The organism is Pseudomonas sp. Irchel 3E19 (assembly GCF_900187585.1).
In the GTDB taxonomy this organism is placed as follows: domain Bacteria; phylum Pseudomonadota; class Gammaproteobacteria; order Pseudomonadales; family Pseudomonadaceae; genus Aquipseudomonas; species Aquipseudomonas baetica.
The window spans coordinates 39,931-60,803 of sequence record NZ_FYDT01000017.1 but is presented as its reverse complement, the minus strand read 5'-3'; the positions used below and the strand labels follow the sequence as shown (position 1 = coordinate 60,803).

Annotated in this window: 19 protein-coding genes; 16 read left to right on the top strand and 3 right to left on the bottom strand. The window is 50.5% G+C overall.

What is annotated here, in order from left to right; translation table 11 throughout:
- The first annotated feature begins 80 nt into the window (after positions 1–80).
- From rfbB to CKW18_RS13230, 16 genes are all read left to right on the top strand, one after another.
- Positions 81–1,157, top strand: coding sequence for a dTDP-glucose 4,6-dehydratase (gene rfbB, locus CKW18_RS13305; protein ID WP_095189221.1), 1,077 nt, complete (start codon positions 81–83; stop codon positions 1,155–1,157).
- Positions 1,154–2,047 carry a dTDP-4-dehydrorhamnose reductase gene (gene rfbD / locus CKW18_RS13300; RefSeq protein WP_095189220.1) on the top strand — a complete coding sequence of 298 codons (894 nt, stop codon included), beginning with the start codon at positions 1,154–1,156 and terminating at the stop codon, positions 2,045–2,047. The genes rfbB and rfbD overlap by 4 nt, the downstream gene beginning before the upstream one ends.
- The gene (gene rfbA / locus CKW18_RS13295; protein ID WP_095189219.1) at positions 2,044–2,937 is read left to right on the top strand and encodes a glucose-1-phosphate thymidylyltransferase RfbA; all 894 of its coding nucleotides are present in this window, start codon (positions 2,044–2,046) and stop codon (positions 2,935–2,937) included. Before rfbD ends, rfbA begins: the two co-directional genes overlap by 4 nt.
- Positions 2,934–3,914: a WxcM-like domain-containing protein gene (locus CKW18_RS31490; RefSeq protein ID WP_095189218.1), complete on the top strand. Its 981-nt coding sequence runs from the start codon at positions 2,934–2,936 to the stop codon at positions 3,912–3,914. The genes rfbA and CKW18_RS31490 overlap by 4 nt, the downstream gene beginning before the upstream one ends.
- Positions 3,901–4,575 (top strand): acetyltransferase, encoded by a 675-nt coding sequence (locus CKW18_RS13285; protein WP_095189217.1) that lies wholly within the window; start codon positions 3,901–3,903, stop codon positions 4,573–4,575. The genes CKW18_RS31490 and CKW18_RS13285 overlap by 14 nt, the downstream gene beginning before the upstream one ends.
- Positions 4,576–4,586: 11 nt before the next feature.
- Positions 4,587–5,504, top strand: coding sequence for a hypothetical protein (locus CKW18_RS13280; protein ID WP_095189216.1), 918 nt, complete (start codon positions 4,587–4,589; stop codon positions 5,502–5,504).
- 92 nt (positions 5,505–5,596) lie between these two features.
- Complete coding sequence (locus CKW18_RS13275) at positions 5,597–6,439, top strand: GNAT family N-acetyltransferase (protein ID WP_256586953.1); 843 nt, start codon at positions 5,597–5,599, stop codon at positions 6,437–6,439.
- Entirely contained in the window at positions 6,432–7,532 is a 1,101-nt protein-coding gene (locus CKW18_RS13270) for a DegT/DnrJ/EryC1/StrS aminotransferase family protein (protein WP_095189214.1), read from the top strand. Before CKW18_RS13275 ends, CKW18_RS13270 begins: the two co-directional genes overlap by 8 nt.
- Positions 7,533–7,610: 78 nt before the next feature.
- Positions 7,611–8,876: an O-antigen translocase gene (locus CKW18_RS13265; protein WP_218274347.1), complete on the top strand. Its 1,266-nt coding sequence runs from the start codon at positions 7,611–7,613 to the stop codon at positions 8,874–8,876.
- A gap of 188 nt (positions 8,877–9,064) precedes the next feature.
- Complete coding sequence (locus CKW18_RS13260; RefSeq protein ID WP_095189213.1) at positions 9,065–9,958, top strand: glycosyltransferase; 894 nt, start codon at positions 9,065–9,067, stop codon at positions 9,956–9,958.
- Between the two features lie 217 nt (positions 9,959–10,175).
- Positions 10,176–11,216: a glycosyltransferase family 4 protein gene (locus CKW18_RS13255; RefSeq protein WP_095189212.1), complete on the top strand. Its 1,041-nt coding sequence runs from the start codon at positions 10,176–10,178 to the stop codon at positions 11,214–11,216.
- A 297-nt stretch (positions 11,217–11,513) separates the two neighbouring features.
- Positions 11,514–12,401 carry a glycosyltransferase gene (locus tag CKW18_RS13250; protein WP_095189211.1) on the top strand — a complete coding sequence of 296 codons (888 nt, stop codon included), beginning with the start codon at positions 11,514–11,516 and terminating at the stop codon, positions 12,399–12,401.
- A 22-nt stretch (positions 12,402–12,423) separates the two neighbouring features.
- Entirely contained in the window at positions 12,424–13,545 is a 1,122-nt protein-coding gene (locus CKW18_RS13245; RefSeq protein WP_095189210.1) for a hypothetical protein, read from the top strand.
- Between the two features lie 99 nt (positions 13,546–13,644).
- Positions 13,645–14,442: a Wzz/FepE/Etk N-terminal domain-containing protein gene (locus CKW18_RS13240; RefSeq protein WP_095189209.1), complete on the top strand. Its 798-nt coding sequence runs from the start codon at positions 13,645–13,647 to the stop codon at positions 14,440–14,442.
- A 50-nt stretch (positions 14,443–14,492) separates the two neighbouring features.
- Positions 14,493–15,431, top strand: a complete 939-nt coding sequence (locus tag CKW18_RS13235; RefSeq protein WP_095189208.1) for an NAD-dependent epimerase/dehydratase family protein — start codon at positions 14,493–14,495, stop codon at positions 15,429–15,431.
- 384 nt (positions 15,432–15,815) lie between these two features.
- Positions 15,816–17,795: a nucleoside-diphosphate sugar epimerase/dehydratase gene (locus tag CKW18_RS13230; protein WP_170947247.1), complete on the top strand. Its 1,980-nt coding sequence runs from the start codon at positions 15,816–15,818 to the stop codon at positions 17,793–17,795.
- 145 nt (positions 17,796–17,940) lie between these two features.
- On the opposite strand, the gene CKW18_RS13225 is transcribed toward CKW18_RS13230, so the two are convergent.
- From CKW18_RS13225 to CKW18_RS13215, 3 genes are read right to left on the bottom strand one after another with little or no spacing between them, the layout of a single operon-like run.
- The gene (locus CKW18_RS13225) at positions 17,941–18,321 is read right to left on the bottom strand and encodes a GtrA family protein (RefSeq protein ID WP_256586952.1); all 381 of its coding nucleotides are present in this window, start codon (positions 18,319–18,321) and stop codon (positions 17,941–17,943) included.
- Positions 18,293–19,219, bottom strand: coding sequence for a glycosyltransferase family 2 protein (locus CKW18_RS13220; RefSeq protein WP_095189206.1), 927 nt, complete (start codon positions 19,217–19,219; stop codon positions 18,293–18,295). Before CKW18_RS13220 ends, CKW18_RS13225 begins: the two co-directional genes overlap by 29 nt.
- A gap of 2 nt (positions 19,220–19,221) precedes the next feature.
- Positions 19,222–20,703 (bottom strand): hypothetical protein, encoded by a 1,482-nt coding sequence (locus CKW18_RS13215; RefSeq protein WP_141233102.1) that lies wholly within the window; start codon positions 20,701–20,703, stop codon positions 19,222–19,224.
- Between the last annotated feature and the right edge of the window lie 170 nt (positions 20,704–20,873).

The following is a 20,873-nucleotide window of genomic DNA, read 5'->3' as shown; positions in this document are numbered from 1 at the left end:
TCATAATGGAGGCTTTTGCATTCATGGATTAGACCGCGCTCGTTGGTGGCGCTGTCCGCAGCTCAAGGGTATGGTTTCGCGTGAAAATTCTAGTTACCGGCGGCGCCGGGTTCATCGGCTCGGCAGTCATCCGTCACATCATTTCCAACACCACCGACGCCGTGATCAACGTCGACAAGCTGACGTATGCCGGTAACCTTGAGTCGCTGGCCGAAGTGAGCGGTGATTCGCGCTATGTGTTCGAGCGCGTCGACATCTGTGATCGTGATCAGATCGATCGTGTTCTGCGTGAGCACCAACCAGATGCCATCATGCACCTGGCCGCCGAGTCCCACGTCGATCGTTCGATCACCGGTCCGTCCGAGTTCATTCAGACCAACATCATCGGTACCTACACGCTGCTGGAAGCTGCGCGCCATTACTGGGCTGCGCTGGATGATGCGCGTAAAGCCAACTTCCGCTTCCATCATATTTCGACTGACGAAGTTTACGGAGACCTAGAAGGTCCGGAAGACCTCTTCACCGAAACCACGCCTTATCAGCCTAGCTCGCCTTATTCGGCCAGCAAGGCCAGCTCCGATCACCTCGTTCGCGCGTGGGCCCGTACTTATGGCCTGCCGACATTGGTGACCAACTGCTCGAATAACTACGGCCCTTGCCACTTCCCTGAGAAACTGATCCCGCTGATCATTCTTAATGCGCTGGAAGGCAAGCCGTTGCCTGTTTATGGCAAAGGTAATCAGGTTCGCGATTGGCTGTATGTCGAAGATCACGCCCGTGCTTTGTATAAAGTCGTGACCGAAGGTGTAATCGGTGAGACTTACAACATTGGCGGTCATAATGAAAAACAAAACATCGAAGTGGTGCATACCCTGTGTGCGTTGCTCGATGAGTTGCGTCCTGACTCGGCACATCGCCCGCATGCCAGCCTGATTACCTATGTTCAGGATCGCCCTGGTCACGACGTGCGTTACGCGATCGACGCCAGCAAGATCCAGCGTGAACTTGGCTGGACGCCTGAAGAAACCTTCGAAACCGGTATTCGCAAGACCGTCGAGTGGTACCTCAACAACACTGAGTGGGTTGCTCACGTCAAGAGCGGCAGCTACCAGCAGTGGATCGACCAGAACTACGCAGATCGCATGAACAAGGCATGAAGATTCTCCTGCTGGGCAAAAATGGCCAGGTAGGTTGGGAGCTGCAACGCTCCCTTGCCCCGCTTGGCGAGTTGATCGCACTTGATCGCCATGCCGTTGAAGGTTTTTGTGGTGACCTGTCCGATCTGGATGCGCTGCGTGCAACTATTCGTCGAATCCGCCCCGATATCATCGTCAACGCGGCAGCGTATACCGCTGTGGACAAAGCTGAATCGGAAAGCGAGTTGGCTGACCGGGTAAATGCTCAGGCGAGTCGGCTCTTGGCCGAGGAAACTGCGATTCTGGGTGGCTGGCTGATTCACTATTCGACCGATTATGTCTTCAGTGGCCACGGCACCACACCTTGGCAGGAGACCGATGCAGTTGCTCCGGTCAATCAGTATGGCGAAAGCAAACTCGCGGGTGAGCAAGCCATCACTGCGTCCGGATGCAAGCATCTGATCTTCCGGACAAGCTGGGTCTACGGCGCTCGAGGCAATAACTTCGCCAAGACCATGCTGCGTCTGGCCAAAGATCGCGACACACTGAGTGTCATCGCCGATCAAATCGGAGCACCGACAGGGGCTGATCTGATTGCCGATGTCACTGCGTTGGCTATCCGCGAGGTGTTGCAACGACCCGAGCTGGCAGGCTTGTATCATCTGGCAGCCGCAGGTGAAGTCTCCTGGCATGGTTATGCCAGCCATGTAATTGCATTTGCTCAAGATAACGGTGAGCAGCTCGCCGTCGAGACGATCAGTCCGATCGATACGACTGCTTATCCGACACCCGCGCGTCGGCCTCTGAACTCACGTTTGAATACTCAGAAGCTACGCGACCATTTTTCTCTACACTTGCCGGATTGGCAAAGTGGCGTAACCCGAATGCTTAGGGAAGTTCTCAACAAATGACCACGACAAATCGTAAAGGCATCATCCTCGCCGGTGGCTCGGGCACGCGCCTGCACCCGCTGACCCTTGGCGTCTCGAAGCAGATGCTGCCGATCTACGACAAGCCGATGATCTTTTATCCGCTCTCAGTGCTGATGCTCGCAGGCATGCGGGAAATTCTGATCATTTCGACTCCCGAAGATCTGCCTTGTTTTCGAAAGTTGCTTGGAGATGGTAGTCAGTACGGTATCAGTCTGACTTACGCGGAACAGCCTAGTCCGGATGGCCTGGCGCAGGCATTTCTGATCGGTGAGGAGTTCATCGGTAAGGATCCTTGCTGTCTCATCCTGGGCGACAACATTTTCTACGGTCAGCATTTCTCTGACAACTTGCGTTCTGCGATGACTCAGAAGCAAGGGGCAACCGTATTTGGTTATCACGTTTCAGATCCTGAGCGTTTTGGTGTCGTTGAATTCGATGGCTCGGGACGCGCGTTGAGTATCGAGGAAAAACCGGCAAAGCCTAAATCGAATTACGCGGTTACCGGTTTGTATTTCTATGACAATGATGTTGTTGAAATAGCCAAGAACATCAAGCCTTCGGAGCGCGGCGAACTCGAAATCACCGATGTCAATCGAGCCTACCTGGAGCGCAAGACGCTCAACGTGGAAATGCTCGGGCGAGGTTTCGCCTGGCTCGATACCGGTACGCATGACTCGCTGTTGGAAGCCAGCCACTTCGTGCACACGATCGAGCAACGCCAAGGCCTTAAGGTCGCGTGCCTGGAAGAAATTGCTTTTCACAATGGCTGGATTGCTGCGAGTCAGCTACAGGTTCAGGCTGACAAGTTGAAAAAAACCGGCTACGGACAGTATCTGCAGAAGATTCTTGATGAAGGTCGCCGTTCGTGAAGCTCCTCCAAACCTCTATAGCGGGTGTCGCTATTTTGGAGTCTGCGGTTCATGAAAAATCGCATCGGTTGTCAATGCACAGCTTTGATCAGTTTGCATTTAACGATGCGTTTAAAACGGCTGGTCTGTCAGTGCCGCAGCAATTGGTACAGGACTCTCACTTTCGGTTAAGGAAAGGGGAGTTGCGTGGCTTGCGCTATCAACTGCCGCCCCATGCTCAAGGCGCTCTCATCAGCGTTATAGGTGGGGCTGCTCATGTAGTCGCAGTAGACGTACGTTGCGATTCTCCAACTTACGGCAAATCAGTTGGTGTCGATCTGGATTCCAGCTCACAGCGCTCGCTTTGGATCCCTGAAGGGTTCGCTCACGGTTATCTTGCGCTGGAAGAAGACACTCACTTTTTTTGCAAGACCACTCACGGACTGCATAGTGCATCCGAGCGATCACTCAGGTGGAACGATCCGGCAATCGGTGTCAATTGGCCCCAGTCGGTGCAAATAAGTGTCAGCGAGCAAGACGCCGCGGCACCGCTGTTGGAAGACTGCGAACGCTATTCAGGGTTTCTCCATGGAACTACGGAATGGATTGACTTGAGGGTAATTGGCGATCAGCGAGGAAGTCTGGTTGCGCTTGAGCCTGGTTTGAATATTCCGTTCGCGATAAAGCGGGTTTATTATATCTACGGCACGCTGCCTGATGTAGGTCGTGGTTATCATGCTCATCGTCGTCTGGAACAAATGGCTATTTGCGTCTCTGGCCGTTGCAAGATGATCATTGATGATGGCGTTACGAGGCAAGAGCAGCTCTTGGATTCTGCCAGTAAAGCATTGGTTATTCGCAACATGATTTGGCGCGAAATGCACGATTTCAGCGATGACTGTGTACTTCTTGTTTTGGCGAGCGAGTACTACGATGAGTCTGATTATATCCGCGACTATGACCAGTTTATAAGAGAGGTGAATAATGGAAAAGAATAAGAAGCTGATCGTTGTAGGTGCCGGTGAATTGGCAATGATCGCTTATGAATACTTTACATACGATTCCGATTACGAAGTGTGTGCTTTCGCCGTTGAGCGAGAATACATTGACAGTACCGAATTGTATGATTTGCCGATCGTCTCTTTCGAAGAAATGGAGCAGCAGTTTCCGCCTGCAGAATTTGAAGCATTCGTGGCGATTCCTGCGTCCCAGCTTAACCGCTTGAGAACCCGTTTGTATCAGGGCGTTAAAGACAAGGGCTACACATGTGCGACGTATATAAGCTCGCGAGCCTTTGTTTGGCGAAATGCAAAGATAGGCGAAAACTGCTTCATCTTTGAGAATAATACGGTTCAGCCTTTTGTCGAGATTGGCAATAACGTAATTTTGTGGAGTGGTAATCACATCGGTCATCGTTCGGTGATCGAGGATAATTGCTTTATTTCTTCGCATGTTGTTGTTTCGGGCTACTGCCGAATCGGCGAATCGTGCTTTTTAGGTGTGAACTCGACACTCAATGATCATGTAACTGTTGCGCGAGACTGCATAGTGGCCTCCGGGTCTTTGGTCTCGAAGTCTCTGAAAGAGCCTGAGCGTATTTATTATGGTTCTCCTGCAAAAGAGCTCGCCAAGAAAAGTTCACTGAGCGTTAAATTGTAAAGGAAGGCGTCATGAAGTGGAGCAAGCTAGGTCATGTTTTTTCTCCAGCAGGAACAAATGATTGGAAGAAAAATTCTGCGCTGACGCCTACACCGATTCTGTTGGACAACGATGTAATCCGTGTCTATGCAGGGTTCAGGGATGAAGAGGGTATTAGTCGGATAGGCTACGTCGACGTCGATTCCCAGGATCCTACAAAAGTTTTAAAGGTTTCTGATGTTCCGGTCCTTGATCGTGGTCGGGACGGATGTTTTGACGATAACGGCGTTATCTTAGGTGATGTCGTCCGGTACGGTAATGTCCTGCGTATGTACTACGTTGGCTTTCAAATCGTCAAACGTGCGAAGTTTCTAGCCTTCACCGGGCTGGCAGAAAGTACTGATGGCGGTGAGACCTTCCAGCGTGTTTCGGAAATGCCAGTCATGGACAGAGCCGACGGTGGGAGCACGATTCGCGCAATCCATTCGGTGTTGTTCGAAGATAACGTCTGGAAGGTCTGGTTCGCCGTGGGAGACTCGTGGACGTTGATCAACGGCAATCAATATCCTGATTATAATATCTGGTATACCGAATCCGCCGATGGACGGGTATTTAATCAGAAGGAGTTGCTGTGTATTGATGTGGAAGGTGACGAGTACCGAATTGGTCGTCCGTCCGTCTACAAGTTTGAAGACAAGTACTACATGTTTTACACGAAGGGTGGAACATCGGGTCTTGACTATTTTCCAGGTGTCGCTGTTTCCAATGACGGAAAGAATTGGCAGCGTCAGGACAAAGAGTTTGGCCTGGAGCTTTCGGAGAATGGTTTTGATTCTTTGCATCTTTGCTATCCGAGGCTGGTTGTGGCGGGCAATAAGACTTTCTGTTTTTACAATGGAAATAACATGGGAGCTGAAGGTTTTGGTGTGGCGGAGTTGTTGGAATGGTAGTTTGCGAGTTTTATTCGGCCGCTAAAAAAAACGAATGGGATAGTTTCGTTTCCGACTCAAAGACTCCACTGTTTATCTTTCATAGAAATTTCATGGAGTACCACGCCGATCGCTTTATCGACGCCTCCTTGATGATTTATGAGGACGAGGTTCTGGTTGCTGTTTTGCCGGCGAGTCGCAACGATAGCGTTCTGGTAAGTCATGGTGGTTTGACCTATGGCGGCTTGATCCTGTCTCAGAAAGTCAAGGCCGAAGCCGTGTTGGAAAGCGTTCAGGCTGTCATGCTTTTCGCCAAATCCAATGGCTTTGATAAAATCATATACAAGGCCATACCCTATATATTCTCGACGCACGGTGCTCAGGAAGATCTTTATTCTTTGTTCAAGGTTGGCGCGGAAATAACTCGTCGGGATTTGTCGAGTATTATTTACCTTGACCGCCGCTTGAAACTTTCCAAAGGAAGAAAGTGGCTGATTGCTCGTGCTAAAAAGAATAATTTGGTTGTTATAGACTCACAAAACTGGGCCGAGTTTATTGGCTTGCTCAATGATGTGCTCGAAAAGCACGGTGCTGTACCTGTGCACACTTCACAAGAACTCGAACTGTTAGCCTCTCTTTTTCCGGATAACATCTCTCTGCGGGTTGTTAAGTCTGAAGAGAAGATTCTGGCGGCAACGTTGTTGTTCAAATTTGGTGAAGTCGTTCACACCCAGTATCTGGCAACGAGCGCTGAGGGTAAAGAAGTGGGTGCCTTGGATCATCTCATTGAGACCTGTATCCAAGAGAGCGCTAGCGGTGGCTTCAAGTATTTCAGCTTCGGCGTCTCTACCGAAGATGGCGGTAAATATATCAACTCTGGTTTGCTTGCTCAAAAAGAAAGCTTTGGTGCGCGCGCCATGACAATCGATTTTTATGAGATTAAGCTCAATGATTAATTTTCTGGATTTGAAGAAAGTAAACCAGGTCTACGCTGCGGAGTTGAAGGAAGCCTGCTCAAGGGTTATCGATTCCGGTTGGTATATCGGCGGCCAGGAGCTCTCGAAGTTTGAGCAAGAGTTCGCGAGCTATTGTGGCGCCAAATATTGTGTCGGCGTTGCGAATGGTTTGGATGCTCTTAATCTAACACTTAGAGCCTGGAAGGAAATGGGCAAGTTGCAGGATGGCGATGAGGTTATCGTCCCCGCTAACACCTATATCGCCAGCATTCTGGCAATAACCGAGAATCGGTTGGTTCCTGTTCTTGTCGAACCTGATGAATACAGCTTCAATTTGTCGCCTCAGTTGGTTGAGCGTGCAATCACCAAAAAAACCAAGGTCATACTTGCCGTTCATCTCTATGGACAGCTGGCGGAGATGCCATTGCTCTGCGCGCTGGCCAAAAAGCATGGTCTGCTAGTGCTGGAAGATTCCGCTCAGGCACACGGTGCAAGCATTGACGGGCGTCGTGCGGGAACTTGGGGCGATGCTTCGGGATTCAGTTTTTACCCGGGCAAAAATCTGGGTGCCCTGGGCGATGCAGGTGCTATCACAACAGACGATGAAGAGCTGCAGTCTGTTGTCCGTGCGCTTGGCAACTATGGGAGCTATAAGAAGTACGAAAACCAATACAAAGGCGTCAACAGTCGTCTCGATGAAATCCAGGCAGCAATGTTGCGTGTAAAACTGAACTATCTGGATCATGAGATCAGCGTAAGGCGTTCCTTGGCAAATCAGTACATTGCTCATCTGGACAATTCGTTGATCCAGGTTCCGGTACCGACTCTCCAAGAGCAGCACGTTTGGCACCTGTTTGTTGTGCGTAGTAAAAGACGCGATGAGCTGAAAAGTTATTTGCACGGTCATGGTATCGAAACGCTTATTCATTACCCGATCCCGCCACATAAGCAAAATGCTTATACAGAACTGGCCTCCCAGCATCACCCGGTCACCGACTCGGTGCACGCTACTGTATTGAGCTTGCCTTTGAGCCCGGTTACGTCGACTGATGAAGTGGCGCAGGTCATTGAACGCTTGAATGCTTTCTCTTGAGGTGAATGTTTCCAATTTGATCAGGGAACTCATCAGCTTCAGAAGGGGCTGAAGCGTGTAATTTAAATGCTGCGTTGAATGGTTTTGATTTTGAATATTTTAAGAACGGGAATGCTAACCTCCATCGCTACCGTCGCCCGCTTATTGTCGGGTTTCCTGGTGATGAAGTTTGTGGCTATTTTGGCTGGCCCTGAAGGAGTTGCACAACTGGGTCAATTCATGAGCCTCACAGCACTACTGGTTGTTTTATCAGGCGGGGGCGTTGGGGCGGGTGTGGTCAAATACCTGGCTGAGTACCGCGAAAAAAATCTTCCGCTTCAAAATCTGTTGAACTCAGCATTTTGCTTTTCTCTTGTTTCATCGTTGGTTATGTGTTTGGCTGTGCTCGCCTTCAGCGCAGATATAACAATCTGGTTGCTCGGTGATCTTCGCTACAAAAGTCTGATTGTTGTGTTGGCGTTCGCCCAGACTTTTGTAGCCGTGCACAATCTCATCATTGCCATCGTTAACGGGATGATGGATGTAAAGCGTCTCGCAGCTATACACGTAGGGGGGGCTGCACTGGGAGTGCTGGCCCCTTTGGTGTTGGGATACTACTTTCAGCTGTACGGTGTATTGCTGGCATTTCTGCTTGCGCAGGCGAGTCTTCTATTTGTTAGTTTCACGTTCTACAGAAAGAGCAGCTACTTCAGTTGGAGCTATTTCAGGCTGAAGTGGGATGTGGACATGGTCAAGAAATTATCGCATTACGCGCTAATGACTCTGACTTCCGCTCTTCTTGCTCCGTTGGTTCAAATTGCCGTAAGGAATATATTGGCCGACAAGTTTTCCTGGGAGCAGGTGGGTTATTGGCAAGCTGTCAGCAAAGTTTCAGAAGCTTATCTTTTGTTTATTACCATGGCCATTACTGTTTACTATCTGCCGAAGCTGTCAGCGATTGTTGAACGTAAGTTGTTGGTTGCGGAAATCAGATCAGCCTACCAGTATCTGATCCCCGCAGTTGTAGTGTCAGCGTTGGGTATATACCTCTTTCGTGATTTTATAACCCAGTTGCTGTTTTCTGGCGAGTTTTCGAACGCTCTTTATCTGTACGCACCGCAGTTGATTGGTGATGTAATCAAGATAATGTCATTCATTCTTTCGTTTATCATGCTCGCCAAGGCCATGACCAAGCTGTTCGTTTTTTCAGAGGTTTTTTTCAGTCTGACCTATGTCGCGTGGACTTATATGCTGACCGACTACTTTGGGTTGATAGGAGCCATGTACGCATTCATAGTTAACTATGCGATCTATTTCCTATTCTGTTTTGTGGTTGCTCGCCGATTTATCGTGAGTATTAAGTGATGCTGTAGCGTCGTAGCTCAATTATTTAAGGTGCGCCGTTTCAAATGAGGGCGCGAATGTAGAAGCTTTATAGGTTTTTGCTCGATCCTGTTGGTGTACGGTGATCAGGAAAGCTTGAGCTGATTGGAAGTGTGATGCAATTCATCGTTGCCGATGATCGGTGAAAGCCAAAGGAGATTTTGCAGTATATGGTTAAGATCGCTGTCTTGTTAGCAGCCTACAATGGCGTCCAGTGGCTCCCCGCGCAGATCGAGTCGATCCTGAAGCAGAGAGGCGTCAGTGTGACTGTCTTTGTCAGCGTTGACCGCTCCAGTGATGGAACCGATTCGTTGGTAAGTCAGTTGGCGCTGGATAATCCGCAGATCAGAGCTCTTCCTTACGGGGAACGTTTTGGTGGGGCTGCGCGAAATTTTTTCAGGCTTATTCGTGATGTGGATTTCTCCGAATTCGATTATGTGGCGCTCGCCGACCAAGACGATATCTGGTTAGAAGATAAGTTGATCACCGCTCATGAGAAAATTTCTGCAACGGGCGCCTCAGCGTATTCAGGTAATGTGACGGCCTTCTGGCCTGATGGCCGTGAAACTGTGCTTAACAAGGTACAACCGCAGCAAGCATACGATTTTCTATTTGAGGCTGCGGGACCGGGTTGTAGCTATGTTCTCAGAACTGCCGATGCGCTGGAGTTCAAGCGATTCATGACTGCCAACTGGTCACGAGTCGGCGAGGTATCGCTGCATGACTGGTTGTTGTACGCCTGGTTCAGGGCGAACGCTCTAGTCTGGTACATGGATGCCATTCCATATATGCGTTACCGTCAGCATACCAATAATCAGTTTGGTGCCAATTCTGGATTCAAAGCAGTGATTGGCCGTCTGTCCTTGTTGAGAAATGGCTGGTATCGCGGCGAGGTCAATAAAATTTCCAGTCTGTTGGCTGATAAAGTCCGCGGATTGCCAAGCTCCATAACAAATGAAGGCAATATTTCTCGCGGGTTTTTGATCTGGAACTGGTCTAAGTTGCGTCGCCGACATCGCGACCGAATTTTCTTGTTGGCAATGGTGGTCCTAGGTATTTATTAGTTATCGAACTGCTCGACTTTCCACTGCTTGATACCATTGTGGATTTCAGGCTTTGAGTGGAATTTTAGAGCATGTATAATTCTGCTGAAGAGCTATATTTTTTTTGAGAATTGCGTTTTAAACCCGGTCCTGATGACGTTGATTTTTTCAAATGGACCGTGGAGGCGGTGAACCCGGGCGCCGGAACCGTTGAGAAGCAATTTATGGAGCGTAAATAATGATTCAGTGGTTGTTTCTTTCCATCGTTATTGTCCTGTCGTTGGCTCTTACGGCGTGGCTAAGACGATATGCTCTCGCGCGTAAAATCATCGATGTCCCGAATTCCCGGAGCTCACATACGATACCGACGCCGCGGGGCGGAGGCGTCGCGATCGTGCTGGTCTTTCTGCTTAGTCTGCCATTCATGGCGTGGATGCAATTGGTGTCCGTTGATTCTCTGATAGCGGTCGGTGGGGCAGGGGCACTGATCGCAGTGATTGGTTTCATTGATGATCACGGTCATGTAGCGGCCAGATGGCGATTGCTGGGACATTTCGCTGCCGCCGCTTGGGCATTGGCCTGGTTGGGTGGGCTGCCTGCGATTGAAGTTTTTGGTGTCACGATTGATTTGGGTTGGGCGGGTTACGTGGTCTCGGCAGTTTTCCTGGTGTGGATGCTCAATCTTTACAATTTCATGGACGGTATCGACGGCATTGCCAGTGTTGAAGCCATCAGTGTGTGCGCTGGTCTAGCGTTGTTGCATTGGCTCAGCGGTTCTGAAGGAATGATTTGGCTCCCTCTCAGTCTCGCTTGTGCAACCGCAGGCTTTTTGTTCTGGAATTTCCCGCCCGCGCGAATTTTCATGGGTGATGCGGGTAGCGGGTTTCTGGGTATGGTGCTCGGTATTTTTGCGATAAGCGCAGCCTGGACGTCACCGAAAATGTTCTGGGCGACATTGATCCTGCTTGGCGTGTTCATAGTGGACGCAACGTTCACTTTGATGCGCCGGTGTCTGCGCGGTGACAAGGTCTACGAAGCTCATCGCAGCCATGCATACCAATTTGCCTCCAGATATTTTGGTAAACACCTGCCGGTCACACTTGGGGTTGCAGTGTTGAATACGTTCTGGCTTCTGCCGGTCGCCTTGTCCATAGTTTTGTTAGGTCTGGACGGTGTGCTCGGCTTGATTTTGGCTTACTCGCCGTTGCTTGTTCTGGCGGTGAAGTTTCATGCGGGAGAGCTTGAAAGCGCCGGTAACACGACCGGTGTTGAGAATTGATCGCGAAGTGTTTGCCAGCGGTTGTTCTTTGATGAGCGGAGATTGTTCTGCGGTTGTGCCGCAGATTTCTGAGTAGACCTTGGTTGAGCGCGCAGAAATGTTACTGCGCGGCTAATCGTTTCCGAATCCGTCAGAGGGCTCGGCGAGAAGCTTCAGGGGCTTGAGCCGGGTACTTTCAAGCAGGCCACGGTCTCTGTCGCCGAAGTGAGGGCGGTTGACTCACCTCAGTTGATAGTATATAAAATGCGATTATTTTAATGCGCCTTATGTCGGTCGCAATAATGTCCGGAGGCCGTATTGGTACCTTTAGTTTCCTACATCGTACCTGCTTACAATCATGAACAATACGTCCAATGTTGCCTTGATAGTATTTTGGCCGATGTATATGCCAATAAAGAAATCGTCATTATAGATGATGGTTCTACCGACGATACTGCCAAGGTAGTCGAGCAATGGATTTCAGCTCACGGCGATAGCATTAAGGTTGTCTACAGAAGCCGTCCCAATAAGGGCGTTACTGCGACCATTAATGAACTTACGAATATGGCGAGTGGCGAGTTTTTAAGATTGGGAGCCAGTGATGATTATTTTCTTTCCGGCGGCAGTCAGAAACTGGTCGATTATCTTTTAAGTTCGCCGAATAAGGTGGCTGTGATTGGCGACTCTGTTGTTGTCGACGAGAACGGCAAGATTGTGCACAACAGCGGCATGACGGACCTGCATCGAGCTGACAAGCAAAAATACCTGTCGGAAAAAGGCATCGTCGCTTCGGTCATCTCCAATTGGGCGGTTGCAGGGCCCGTGCCAATGGTCCGCAAGACCTACGTCACTAGTGGCGAAGGCTGGGACGAAGGTTTGCGCATTGACGATTGGGACTTCTTTCTGCGTATCGCTGCGCAGGGTGGGCTGGGTTTCATCGATGAGCGTGTTTGCGCCTACAGGGTGCATAGCAGCAATACGTGCCGGACTCCGGATGTCTCTTCGAGAATCAATAATCTCCAGGAGTCCGGACGGGTCGCTAAAAGGCACGTTGAAAAGTTTGAAGGTGCCTTCAAGAGCATGCTGCAAGCGCAGTGTTATTTGGTAGAAGCGAAGGTTGCGTTTCTACAGCGCCGATGGTTCAAGACTTCTTTCTATATGACCGCTTATATTGCATTCACCGCAGTAGGGAAATTAAAAGCATGATTCAATCTGAAAAGGGCGACATGTGAAAGATCTCCAGCGCTCCCCTGCGGTATTTTTCTCGCTGCCCCTGTTGGGCAGCTGTCTTATTGCGTTGCTGACGTTCGAGCTGCCTAACGGTTACGCCGTTGGTATTTCCATACTGATGGTCGTTGCAGCCTTGGCATTGGTATTTGATGCGATTCTTGGTGTTCGCCTTCCTTCGCGCAAAGCGCTGCGGCTAGTCCCCTTTGATCGGTCGCCGGAGTGTTATTGGGTAAAATTGCTCGCGTGGGTGATATTGGCCGCTTGCGTTATTGATCTGACCTTGTTTCCTCTGCCTTTGCTCAATCCGGAGATTTACGCAAACTTCGATGGTGGACGCTCACACGTTCGACATATTTCGAATATGTGCTGGGTGCTGCCGATCGTAGGGTTGCTTTGCTACGCAGACAAGCGCATGAAAGTTCTTTTCATCGCGGTTGGATTGGCGTTTCCGGTACTGGTGCTGGATCGAAATCGTCTGTTTACATCTGTGTATGGTTTGGCGATAACGCTAGTCTTTTTTTCCAAGCGCCAGATTCCGTGGAAGACACTGATTGTGAGCTTGTTTGGCGCGTTGTTGCTTTTTGCGAAGTTGGGGCAGTTTCGCTCCGGGCGTCTTGACTGGGTGGCAATGCCTTTCAGTGATTTTTATAACGCAGCATCGCCCGGTGTTAAGTGGATCTTGCTATACATCGGCGCGGGTATCTACAACTTCAGTTCGATCATGGCGAAGGGTTATATTGACGCAGATTTTCTGATCAATCAGTTGGTTCCCGGTGCCGGCGGCGTGGAAACGTTAGGATCTAATATTCCCTTTGATGAGCCTGTAATTAACGTCGGAACGGAGTACTTTCCGTTTCTGATGGCATGGGGTTCGTTGGGGGCGGTGGGTGCAGCGCTGTTTTTATATCTGTCGTTGGTAGCCTCCGTTTATTTCTTCAAAAAGAACCCTAACATTATTTCGTTTTTGATATTTCTGCGCATCAGTTACTCCTGCGTAATGGCCGGTTTTGCTCCTCAGGCCTACACTTGGACGAACCTGGGCTTCATTGCTTTATGTATCCTTATGCAAATTTTTACCTATCGGGTAGCCCTGAAACCAGTATTGAAAATTAGCCGATAAGACTCGTTGCTCAGCGAAGTTTGAGAAATATTTTGCAGAGTCGAATTGTTATCGAGATGGGCTAAACGGCCTAACTTAACCTTACGCGAGTGATGTTTTATGCACGACCCAGAAGTAAAAAATAATGTGGAAGCTTTTACCTTTCTGTCGTTAATGAAGTTTTTGGCGCAAGGCTGGAAGTTAATTGCTGCAGGCATTGTGCTCGGCTTGCTGGGTGCGGCAGCCTACCTGGCGGTTACCCCGGTTGAGTATGACGCATCGGCGATCGTGAAGATGGCTGAGAACCGTGGGCTGGATAAGGACGGGATTCCGATTCCGAATCAGGTCGAGTCTGCAACGCTGGTCATTGCGCGGTTGAATACGCCTGCTGCATATTCCAGCGAAGTCTTGAGTGCGTGTGGTCTTGAGGATTCTGCCGAGGCGAAGCTGAAACTGAGCAAGGAGGCTCGCTACACAGCCGAAGGGCAGCCTGCTTTTCTTACTGTCAACGTTCGTGGGTCGAGTGCAGAGCTTGCTTCGAAGTGCGCTGAAGGCGTTTTCGATATGATCCGTCAACAGCAGGATACGCTCAGCAAGCCAGGCCGAGAGCGCCTTTCGCAGCTGATCGCTGATCTTCAAAAGTCAAAACAGGCTCATCTGGATGCCCTGCATGGCGGAAATGGCGCGGCAGAGCAAATGGCTGTATACGTCGCGCACCGAGAAGCCATCAATCAGATAGAGACTGCCTTGCGTAGATACGAATACGCTTTGGGCTACGTCCCAACGCAACTGGTTTCCGTCTACCCATCCTCCCAGCCAGTATTCCCACGGCAGGTCCCGGTAATTGTTCTGGGGTTGATCACGGGTCTACTGATCGGATTGCTGGCGGCTTGCCTGCGACGTCTAGGCAAAGGTTGAGAGGCGATGCGCCGGCGACGGCGCATTCGTAGCTTGGCGAAGGAGCGGGCGTGAAAATATTTGTGACAGGTGCTTCCGGTTTTATTGGGAAAAACCTATGTGAGAAACTGTCGGCTGACGGGCACGACGTAGTGGCACTGCATCGCAGGCTGCCAGAGTTGGCCAGCGGCGAAGTCGTGCTGGGTGATCTGGATGATATCGATGCCTGGTCGGATCGTCTCGCGGGCGTCGACTGCGTTATCCATCTGGCCGGACGTGCGCATGTCTTGAACTCGCACGAGCAGAACCCGCTTGAAGTTTTCCGCAAAGTTAATCGCGACGCTTGTCTGCGTCTGGCTGAAGCGTGTGTGTCGAAATGCGTTCAGCGTTTTGTGTTCATCAGCTCCATCGGTGTCAACGGCAATGAAACGCATGGGCAGGCGTTCACCGAGCAATCGTTGGTATCGCCTCATGCTCCCTACGCAATTGCCAAGTACGAGGCTGAAGTTGGACTCACTTCGCTTCTTGAGAATGCGCCTACCGAGTTGGTGATGATTCGTCCGCCGCTTGTATATGGCGCGCACGCGCCTGGCAATTTCCGTCGTCTACTGAAATTGGTCGGGAGTGGCCTGCCAATGCCGTTCGGTCTAGTGACGAACAGACGCAGCATTATCAGCGTAAAAAGCCTGTGTAACTTTATCGCTCTTGCGGCACACCACCCCAAAGCGGCCGGGCAACTGTTTCTTGTAGCTGACGAGCCGGTGTTGTCGACGGCCGATATGGTACGCTCGCTTGCGCAGGGCATGGGCAAGCGAGGCGTGCAGTTACCTGTTCCAACGGTAGTGTTGAAGATCATGAGTTCGCTTGTTGGTAAGAAAGCACTCTATCAGCAACTTTGTGGTTCGCTGGAGGTAGACAGCTCGCATGCTCAGCGGACTCTGGAATGGGAGCCCGAACGTGATACCAGATCAGAGCTTCGACGGGAAAGTGCAAGTTTCCGATCGCTTTAAGGATGTGGAGCGCTGAGCGTTGAAGTGAACACGCTCAGTTGTCCACTGCTTTTTGTTTCCATGGCCGACACGCAGTTCAGCGGCGTCGCACAGTCGATACTGCGTATCGCCCTCTGATCATTACCTGATCATGCTCTGAGCCCGTGAACCTGGGCTCAAGGCTGCCTGCATGTCGACAATGTCCGGATGAAGCGCTGAAAGCGCGCACCTTGTTGCTGTCTTGCGCGATGCACCTGCGCGCGGCGCCCCGGCCTGTCTGTTCGCTGACAGTACATAGATCGTTTTTTCCTGTTATGACGAAGCCTACCTACGTACAATGGCCTCTTATGAGTTCAAACAAGGGAGTAGGGCGCTTTGGAGCAAGGCTATGTGGTCAGGCTGAGAATGTTTTTACTAGGGCTTCCGCGTCGGCAGAAGCGGTTGATCCAAGTGTTCACGGACGTGATTCTCGTTTGGGTAGCCTTATGGATGGCGTTCATGGTGCGTTTAGGGATTGATGAAATGATCAATCCGCTCAAGGTTCACATATGGCTATTCGTCTGTGCGCCCTTGGTTGCGATTCCCCTCTTCATACGATTTGGCATGTACCGAGCGGTCATGCGTTATTTCGGCAATGATGCTCTCGTGGCAATCATCAAGGCAGTCAGCCTGTCTTCGCTTATTCTGGCTTTGATAGTTTACTGGTACAGCAATCACGAGGCTGTGGTTCCTAGGTCGGTGATTTTCAACTACTGGTGGTTGAGCCTTGTCATTATTGGCGGTCTGCGTCTGTTCATGCGTCAATACTTCATGGGCGACTGGTTTACTGCTGCACAGCACGTTCCCTTTACCAATCGTGACGACGGTTTGACCAAGGTTGCGGTTTACGGTGCCGGGGTTGCGGGCAACCAGTTGGTGGCGGCGCTGCGGATGGGGCGTGTCATGCGGCCGGTTGCATTCATCGATGATGATTCCAGTATTGCTGACCGCTCGATTTCAGGTTTGCAGGTTTACAAGCCGAAGCGAATCCAGCAAATGATCGATGTTACAGGCGCTCAAGAGATACTTCTTGCGCTGCCGTCTTCAACCCGTGCGCGGCGTCGAGAAATTCTCAATCTACTTGAAGGGTTTCCCTTGCACGTGCGCAGCGTTCCCAACTTTACTGATTTGGCCAGCGGTCGCGTAAAGGTTGAGGACATTCGCGAAGTTGATATCGCTGACTTGTTGGGTCGCGATTCCGTCCCCGCGCAGCCAGAGCTGCTGGAACGCTGTATCCGCGGTAAAACTGTCATGGTGACGGGCGCTGGTGGTTCTATCGGATCCGAACTGTGCCGACAGATTTTTGCGCTTGGCCCGACCACGCTCCTGCTGTTTGAGCACAGTGAATTCAATCTCTACAGCATTTTGTCCGAACTCGAACAGCGCAGCAGCCGCGAATCGTCAACGGTTCAGTTATTGCCGATCCTTGGTTCCATACGCCATAAAGACAAGTTGCTGGATGTGATGAGTGCCTGGTCGGTCGATACGGTCTATCACGCCGCTGCCTATAAGCATGTGCCGATGGTTGAGCACAACATAGCTGAGGGTGTATTGAATAATGTCATGGGAACGCTTAATACCGCGCAAGCGGCGTTGCAGTCAGGGGTGGCCAATTTTGTCCTGATCTCAACCGACAAAGCGGTTCGTCCGACGAATGTGATGGGAAGTACCAAGCGTCTCGCCGAGTTGACGTTGCAAGCGCTCAGTCGTGAAATCGCTCCGGTATTGTTCGGTGACAAGTCCAACGTTTCGCGTGTCAACAAAACCCGCTTCACAATGGTTCGTTTCGGCAATGTCTTGGGCTCATCCGGTTCGGTTATTCCGCTTTTCCACAGCCAGATCAAGTCTGGAGGGCCGCTCACGGTCACTCATCCTAAAATCACTCGTTACTTCATGACCATTCCTGAAGCAGCTCAACTGGTAATTCAGGCGGGTTCGATGGGGCAGGGCGGCGATGTGTTCGTCTTGGATATGGGCGAGCCGGTCAGAATTGTTGAGCTCGCGGAGAAGATGATCCATCTGTCTGGACTGAGCATCCGTTCCGACAAAAATCCTCATGGCGACATCTCCATCGAGTTCACCGGTCTGCGTCCTGGTGAAAAACTGTATGAAGAGCTGCTGATCGGGGAAAACGTATCGGCAACCCCGCACCCAATGATCATGACCGCTAACGAAGATCACCTTGCCTGGGATGTCCTGAAGGTGCGATTGACCGAGTTGCTGGCTGCGGTCGAGCAGGATGACTACTCGCGTGTTCGGCAACTTCTGCGCGAAACCGTAAGTGGCTACACCCCGGACGGTGAGATAGTCGACTGGATTTACCAGCAGCGTCGCCTCGAACCTTGATTGGCTTCCTCAGCGATCACGTTGGATGATCGGGTTCAGCCCACCCGTCTAGCGACGATTTGAACTGGGCTACACGCTCCGCATTGGGGCCGGTTAATCACCGGCCCTTTTTGCATCTCAGGAGTGGGAACATTCAGTCGATGCATTATTTCACAATGAATCGGGCGAGCAGGAAAGTAACAGGTAGGGTTACGACAACTACCAGAAGGGGAGCCAGTGCGACGGGAATAGATAGCTTTTCGACAGCGATGTATACCAGGCACAACCCACTTATGTATTGGACGATATACACAAGTGGGAACGTGAGCAGCTTCTTGAAAGACAAAGGCTCGTTAAATACAAAGCGAGCATTGAGTACGTAAGAGAGCACAACGCTCAATGCAAAGGAAAGCGAATAGGCATAGGTGTAGGCCATAACCTGGATAAACGCCAGATAGAAGATATACCCGGCGCCGGTATTGATAGACCCTACGATTAGGAACTTGATGAACTCTGCGTTAAAGAATTTCTTCTTCAATAACTGCATGAGGGTGTCTGTTGACCTCATCGAATATCCTCCAGATGTATTCGCTCATCACGCCGAGCATTACGATGATCAGCCCTAGCAGAAAGGAAACGAGCGTGGCCAGCGTTGCAAACCCCGGCACCTCAACCTTGCCAAACAGAGCGCTCAGCACTACGACGGTGCCATAAGCGAAACTCCCCAGCGATACGATCAGACCTATTGCGGAAATCAACCTGACTGGAGCAAAGGAAAAAGAAAAAATGGAATCAATCAGCAGCTTCCATTTTTTACCGAAAGTCCATCTGGATTTTCCGTGCTCTCGAGCGACGCGAACGTAAGGTATTTTTTCCGGTGTGAACCCAAGCCAGAATGGAAACAGTGGAAAGTTAATATGCTTGCCGCTGTCTTTCAGGTAGGGCAGTAGCTGAGCATCCATCAGGGCCAGATCGAAACCATTTTTTGGATAGCTGGCCATGACAAACTTTCGCAACAGCTTGTAGTAAACCGCCGAAAATATTTTTGATCCCAGCGGGTCTTGCCTGTCGGTGCGTTCGCAAATGATGTACTTGGTTCCGGTTTTCCAGCGTGTGACCATCTCAGGAATCAACTCTGGTGGATCCTGAAGATCGGCAGCTAAAAATAGAAAGCAATCTCCAGTGATATAGTTGAGGCCGGTTTTTACCGCGCTGATGGCACCAAAGTTCCGGCTGAGTTTAATGATTTTGGTGCCAGGGCGGGTAATCAAAAACTGCTTAAGCAAACTTAGCGAGTTATCTTGAGATCCATCATCTACAAATATCAACTCAAGCAGCATATCTTGTTGTTCAAGGGTCTGCTCAATGTAAAGCAACTTACTGAAGAGATCGGGCAGGGAGCCTTCATTAAAATAAACAGGCACCACGATTGACAGTGTTTTCATGTTCACGCTTCCTGTTTCGGTGTGCACAGGGCTGAGCCCGTTGGTTGGCGCAGTAATGTCAGCAGTGTAATGAAGCAAAGCAGCGTCACTGCAAGAAATACGGCATACATCTGGTGGGAGATCCACGGGCCGGAGTACATGTAGAGCATTTGATCTGGAAAAGCCTGGAAGTTACCTGTCCATGGTCCGACATTGATGCTCAACCAAAATCTGGAAAGAATCAGTCCCATGCCAGCCACGGCATAGGTGAACCACCAGTCAACCTTGCGCTCATCGCCCAATTTGTTCAGTGCCTGACATGTCAGCATCGCCAGCGCGGGCCACGCATTCAGGAACTGTCGTGATTCGGAGCCTATGGACAGAAATGCGAACAGGCCGAGGTAGACGCAGAGACCCAGGCCTTCTTCTTTTGCCTGCGCAGCGATGCGTGGCCACAGCAATAGGGCGATCATGTAGAGCGGGCCGTAGTGCATGGCGTGTGCAACGACATTGATCAGAGGGTTGGACAAGGATGCCTGGGTGAACAGGCCGAGATAACTGGTGATTGTAAGCGGGCCGGGTGTCTGGTCGGAAAAGTGCGAGACGATCGCCTTGACTGACACATACAAGAAAATACCCACGATGACTGGAATGACCTTGATGTGCCTGGATGCCTGTAAATAGGCAGGGATGTCGATCATCGGTTTCAAGGCGAGGTAGATGTAAGTGACGAACAGGATCACGCTGAGAGGAAGAATCTCTGGCTTGAATGTGGTGGTACCGTCGGATTGCCGCAGACCATTGGCGTATAGATAGGCTGCGAGCGCAAGTAAGGAAACCCCTACCAGCAAAGCTAACAGGTGGCTATGCAGGGAGGGTGGACGTTGGGTGACCCGAGCCCGTCCCAGCATGATCATTGGCAGGGCGCCATAGAGCATGGTGGGCCACACGAAACAGCAGAGGAAGCAGAGAATTACTAAAAGCGCGAAGCGGTTTTTAATGTAAGCGTAGAAAATTCCGAGGCCTAGAACGTACCCAGACATGTCTGTCAAAGTTGGGTTATAAGAAAGGTTGGTTAACACAGGATAGTTGAAAAACAGTGCGCTGAACCCCAAGAAATAAACAGGCATTCGCCATTGATAGTGTCGGCCAATCAGGATAAGCAATCCCGCTGCTACGATAAGCAACCCAACGTTCAACAAGTAAAAGGCATGTATAACCCTAGGAGTGGAACTGATGTCGTAGCCAAGCAACTTCGAAGTGTTGTGGATAATTATCGAAGGCAGCAGGCGTCCAATATAATATTCAGAAACTTTATGGCTGTTCAGAACCTCCATAGAGTCACGCTGCGCCCAGTCAGCATAGGCCGAGCCGTCCCAGCCCAAGCCATCATTGTGCTGAATTCTTTCGCCGTGATTGAAACTAAAAGAGAACCAGAACACCATGAACAGCACCCCCACACAGCCCATTAGTGTGTGGCGGTTAATACCAGATAGCTTATTCATTTCGATGTGTTTTTCTTGTGTTGCACAGCCTTTAAGCCGCGATGACGAAGTTTATCCACCCGTACAGGGGGGGGCGTGTGTGTGCTCATTGGATAGTCCATGCTATCTGGGCATCTTGTAGATATACCCCGCACCCTCGAATTTTTAGCGGCTCAACGTATTTTCATGAA

What these genes read in the sequence shown, in the direction of transcription:
- CKW18_RS13230 (WP_170947247.1), top strand. Translation starts at nt 15,816, where the DNA reads ATGTTTTTACTAGGGCTTCCGCGTCGGCAGAAGCGGTTGATCCAAGTG.
- CKW18_RS13265 (WP_218274347.1), top strand. Translation starts at nt 7,611, where the DNA reads ATGGTTTTGATTTTGAATATTTTAAGAACGGGAATGCTAACCTCCATC.
- CKW18_RS13275 (WP_256586953.1), top strand. Translation starts at nt 5,597, where the DNA reads ATGGAGTACCACGCCGATCGCTTTATCGACGCCTCCTTGATGATTTAT.
- CKW18_RS13215 (WP_141233102.1), bottom strand. Translation starts at nt 20,703, where the DNA reads ATGAATAAGCTATCTGGTATTAACCGCCACACACTAATGGGCTGTGTG.
- CKW18_RS13255 (WP_095189212.1), top strand. Translation starts at nt 10,176, where the DNA reads ATGATTCAGTGGTTGTTTCTTTCCATCGTTATTGTCCTGTCGTTGGCT.
- CKW18_RS13225 (WP_256586952.1), bottom strand. Translation starts at nt 18,321, where the DNA reads ATGCAGTTATTGAAGAAGAAATTCTTTAACGCAGAGTTCATCAAGTTC.
- CKW18_RS13260 (WP_095189213.1), top strand. Translation starts at nt 9,065, where the DNA reads ATGGTTAAGATCGCTGTCTTGTTAGCAGCCTACAATGGCGTCCAGTGG.
- CKW18_RS13270 (WP_095189214.1), top strand. Translation starts at nt 6,432, where the DNA reads ATGATTAATTTTCTGGATTTGAAGAAAGTAAACCAGGTCTACGCTGCG.
- CKW18_RS13280 (WP_095189216.1), top strand. Translation starts at nt 4,587, where the DNA reads ATGAAGTGGAGCAAGCTAGGTCATGTTTTTTCTCCAGCAGGAACAAAT.
- rfbA (WP_095189219.1), top strand. Translation starts at nt 2,044, where the DNA reads ATGACCACGACAAATCGTAAAGGCATCATCCTCGCCGGTGGCTCGGGC.
- CKW18_RS13220 (WP_095189206.1), bottom strand. Translation starts at nt 19,219, where the DNA reads ATGAAAACACTGTCAATCGTGGTGCCTGTTTATTTTAATGAAGGCTCC.
- CKW18_RS13240 (WP_095189209.1), top strand. Translation starts at nt 13,645, where the DNA reads ATGCACGACCCAGAAGTAAAAAATAATGTGGAAGCTTTTACCTTTCTG.
- CKW18_RS13285 (WP_095189217.1), top strand. Translation starts at nt 3,901, where the DNA reads ATGGAAAAGAATAAGAAGCTGATCGTTGTAGGTGCCGGTGAATTGGCA.
- rfbD (WP_095189220.1), top strand. Translation starts at nt 1,154, where the DNA reads ATGAAGATTCTCCTGCTGGGCAAAAATGGCCAGGTAGGTTGGGAGCTG.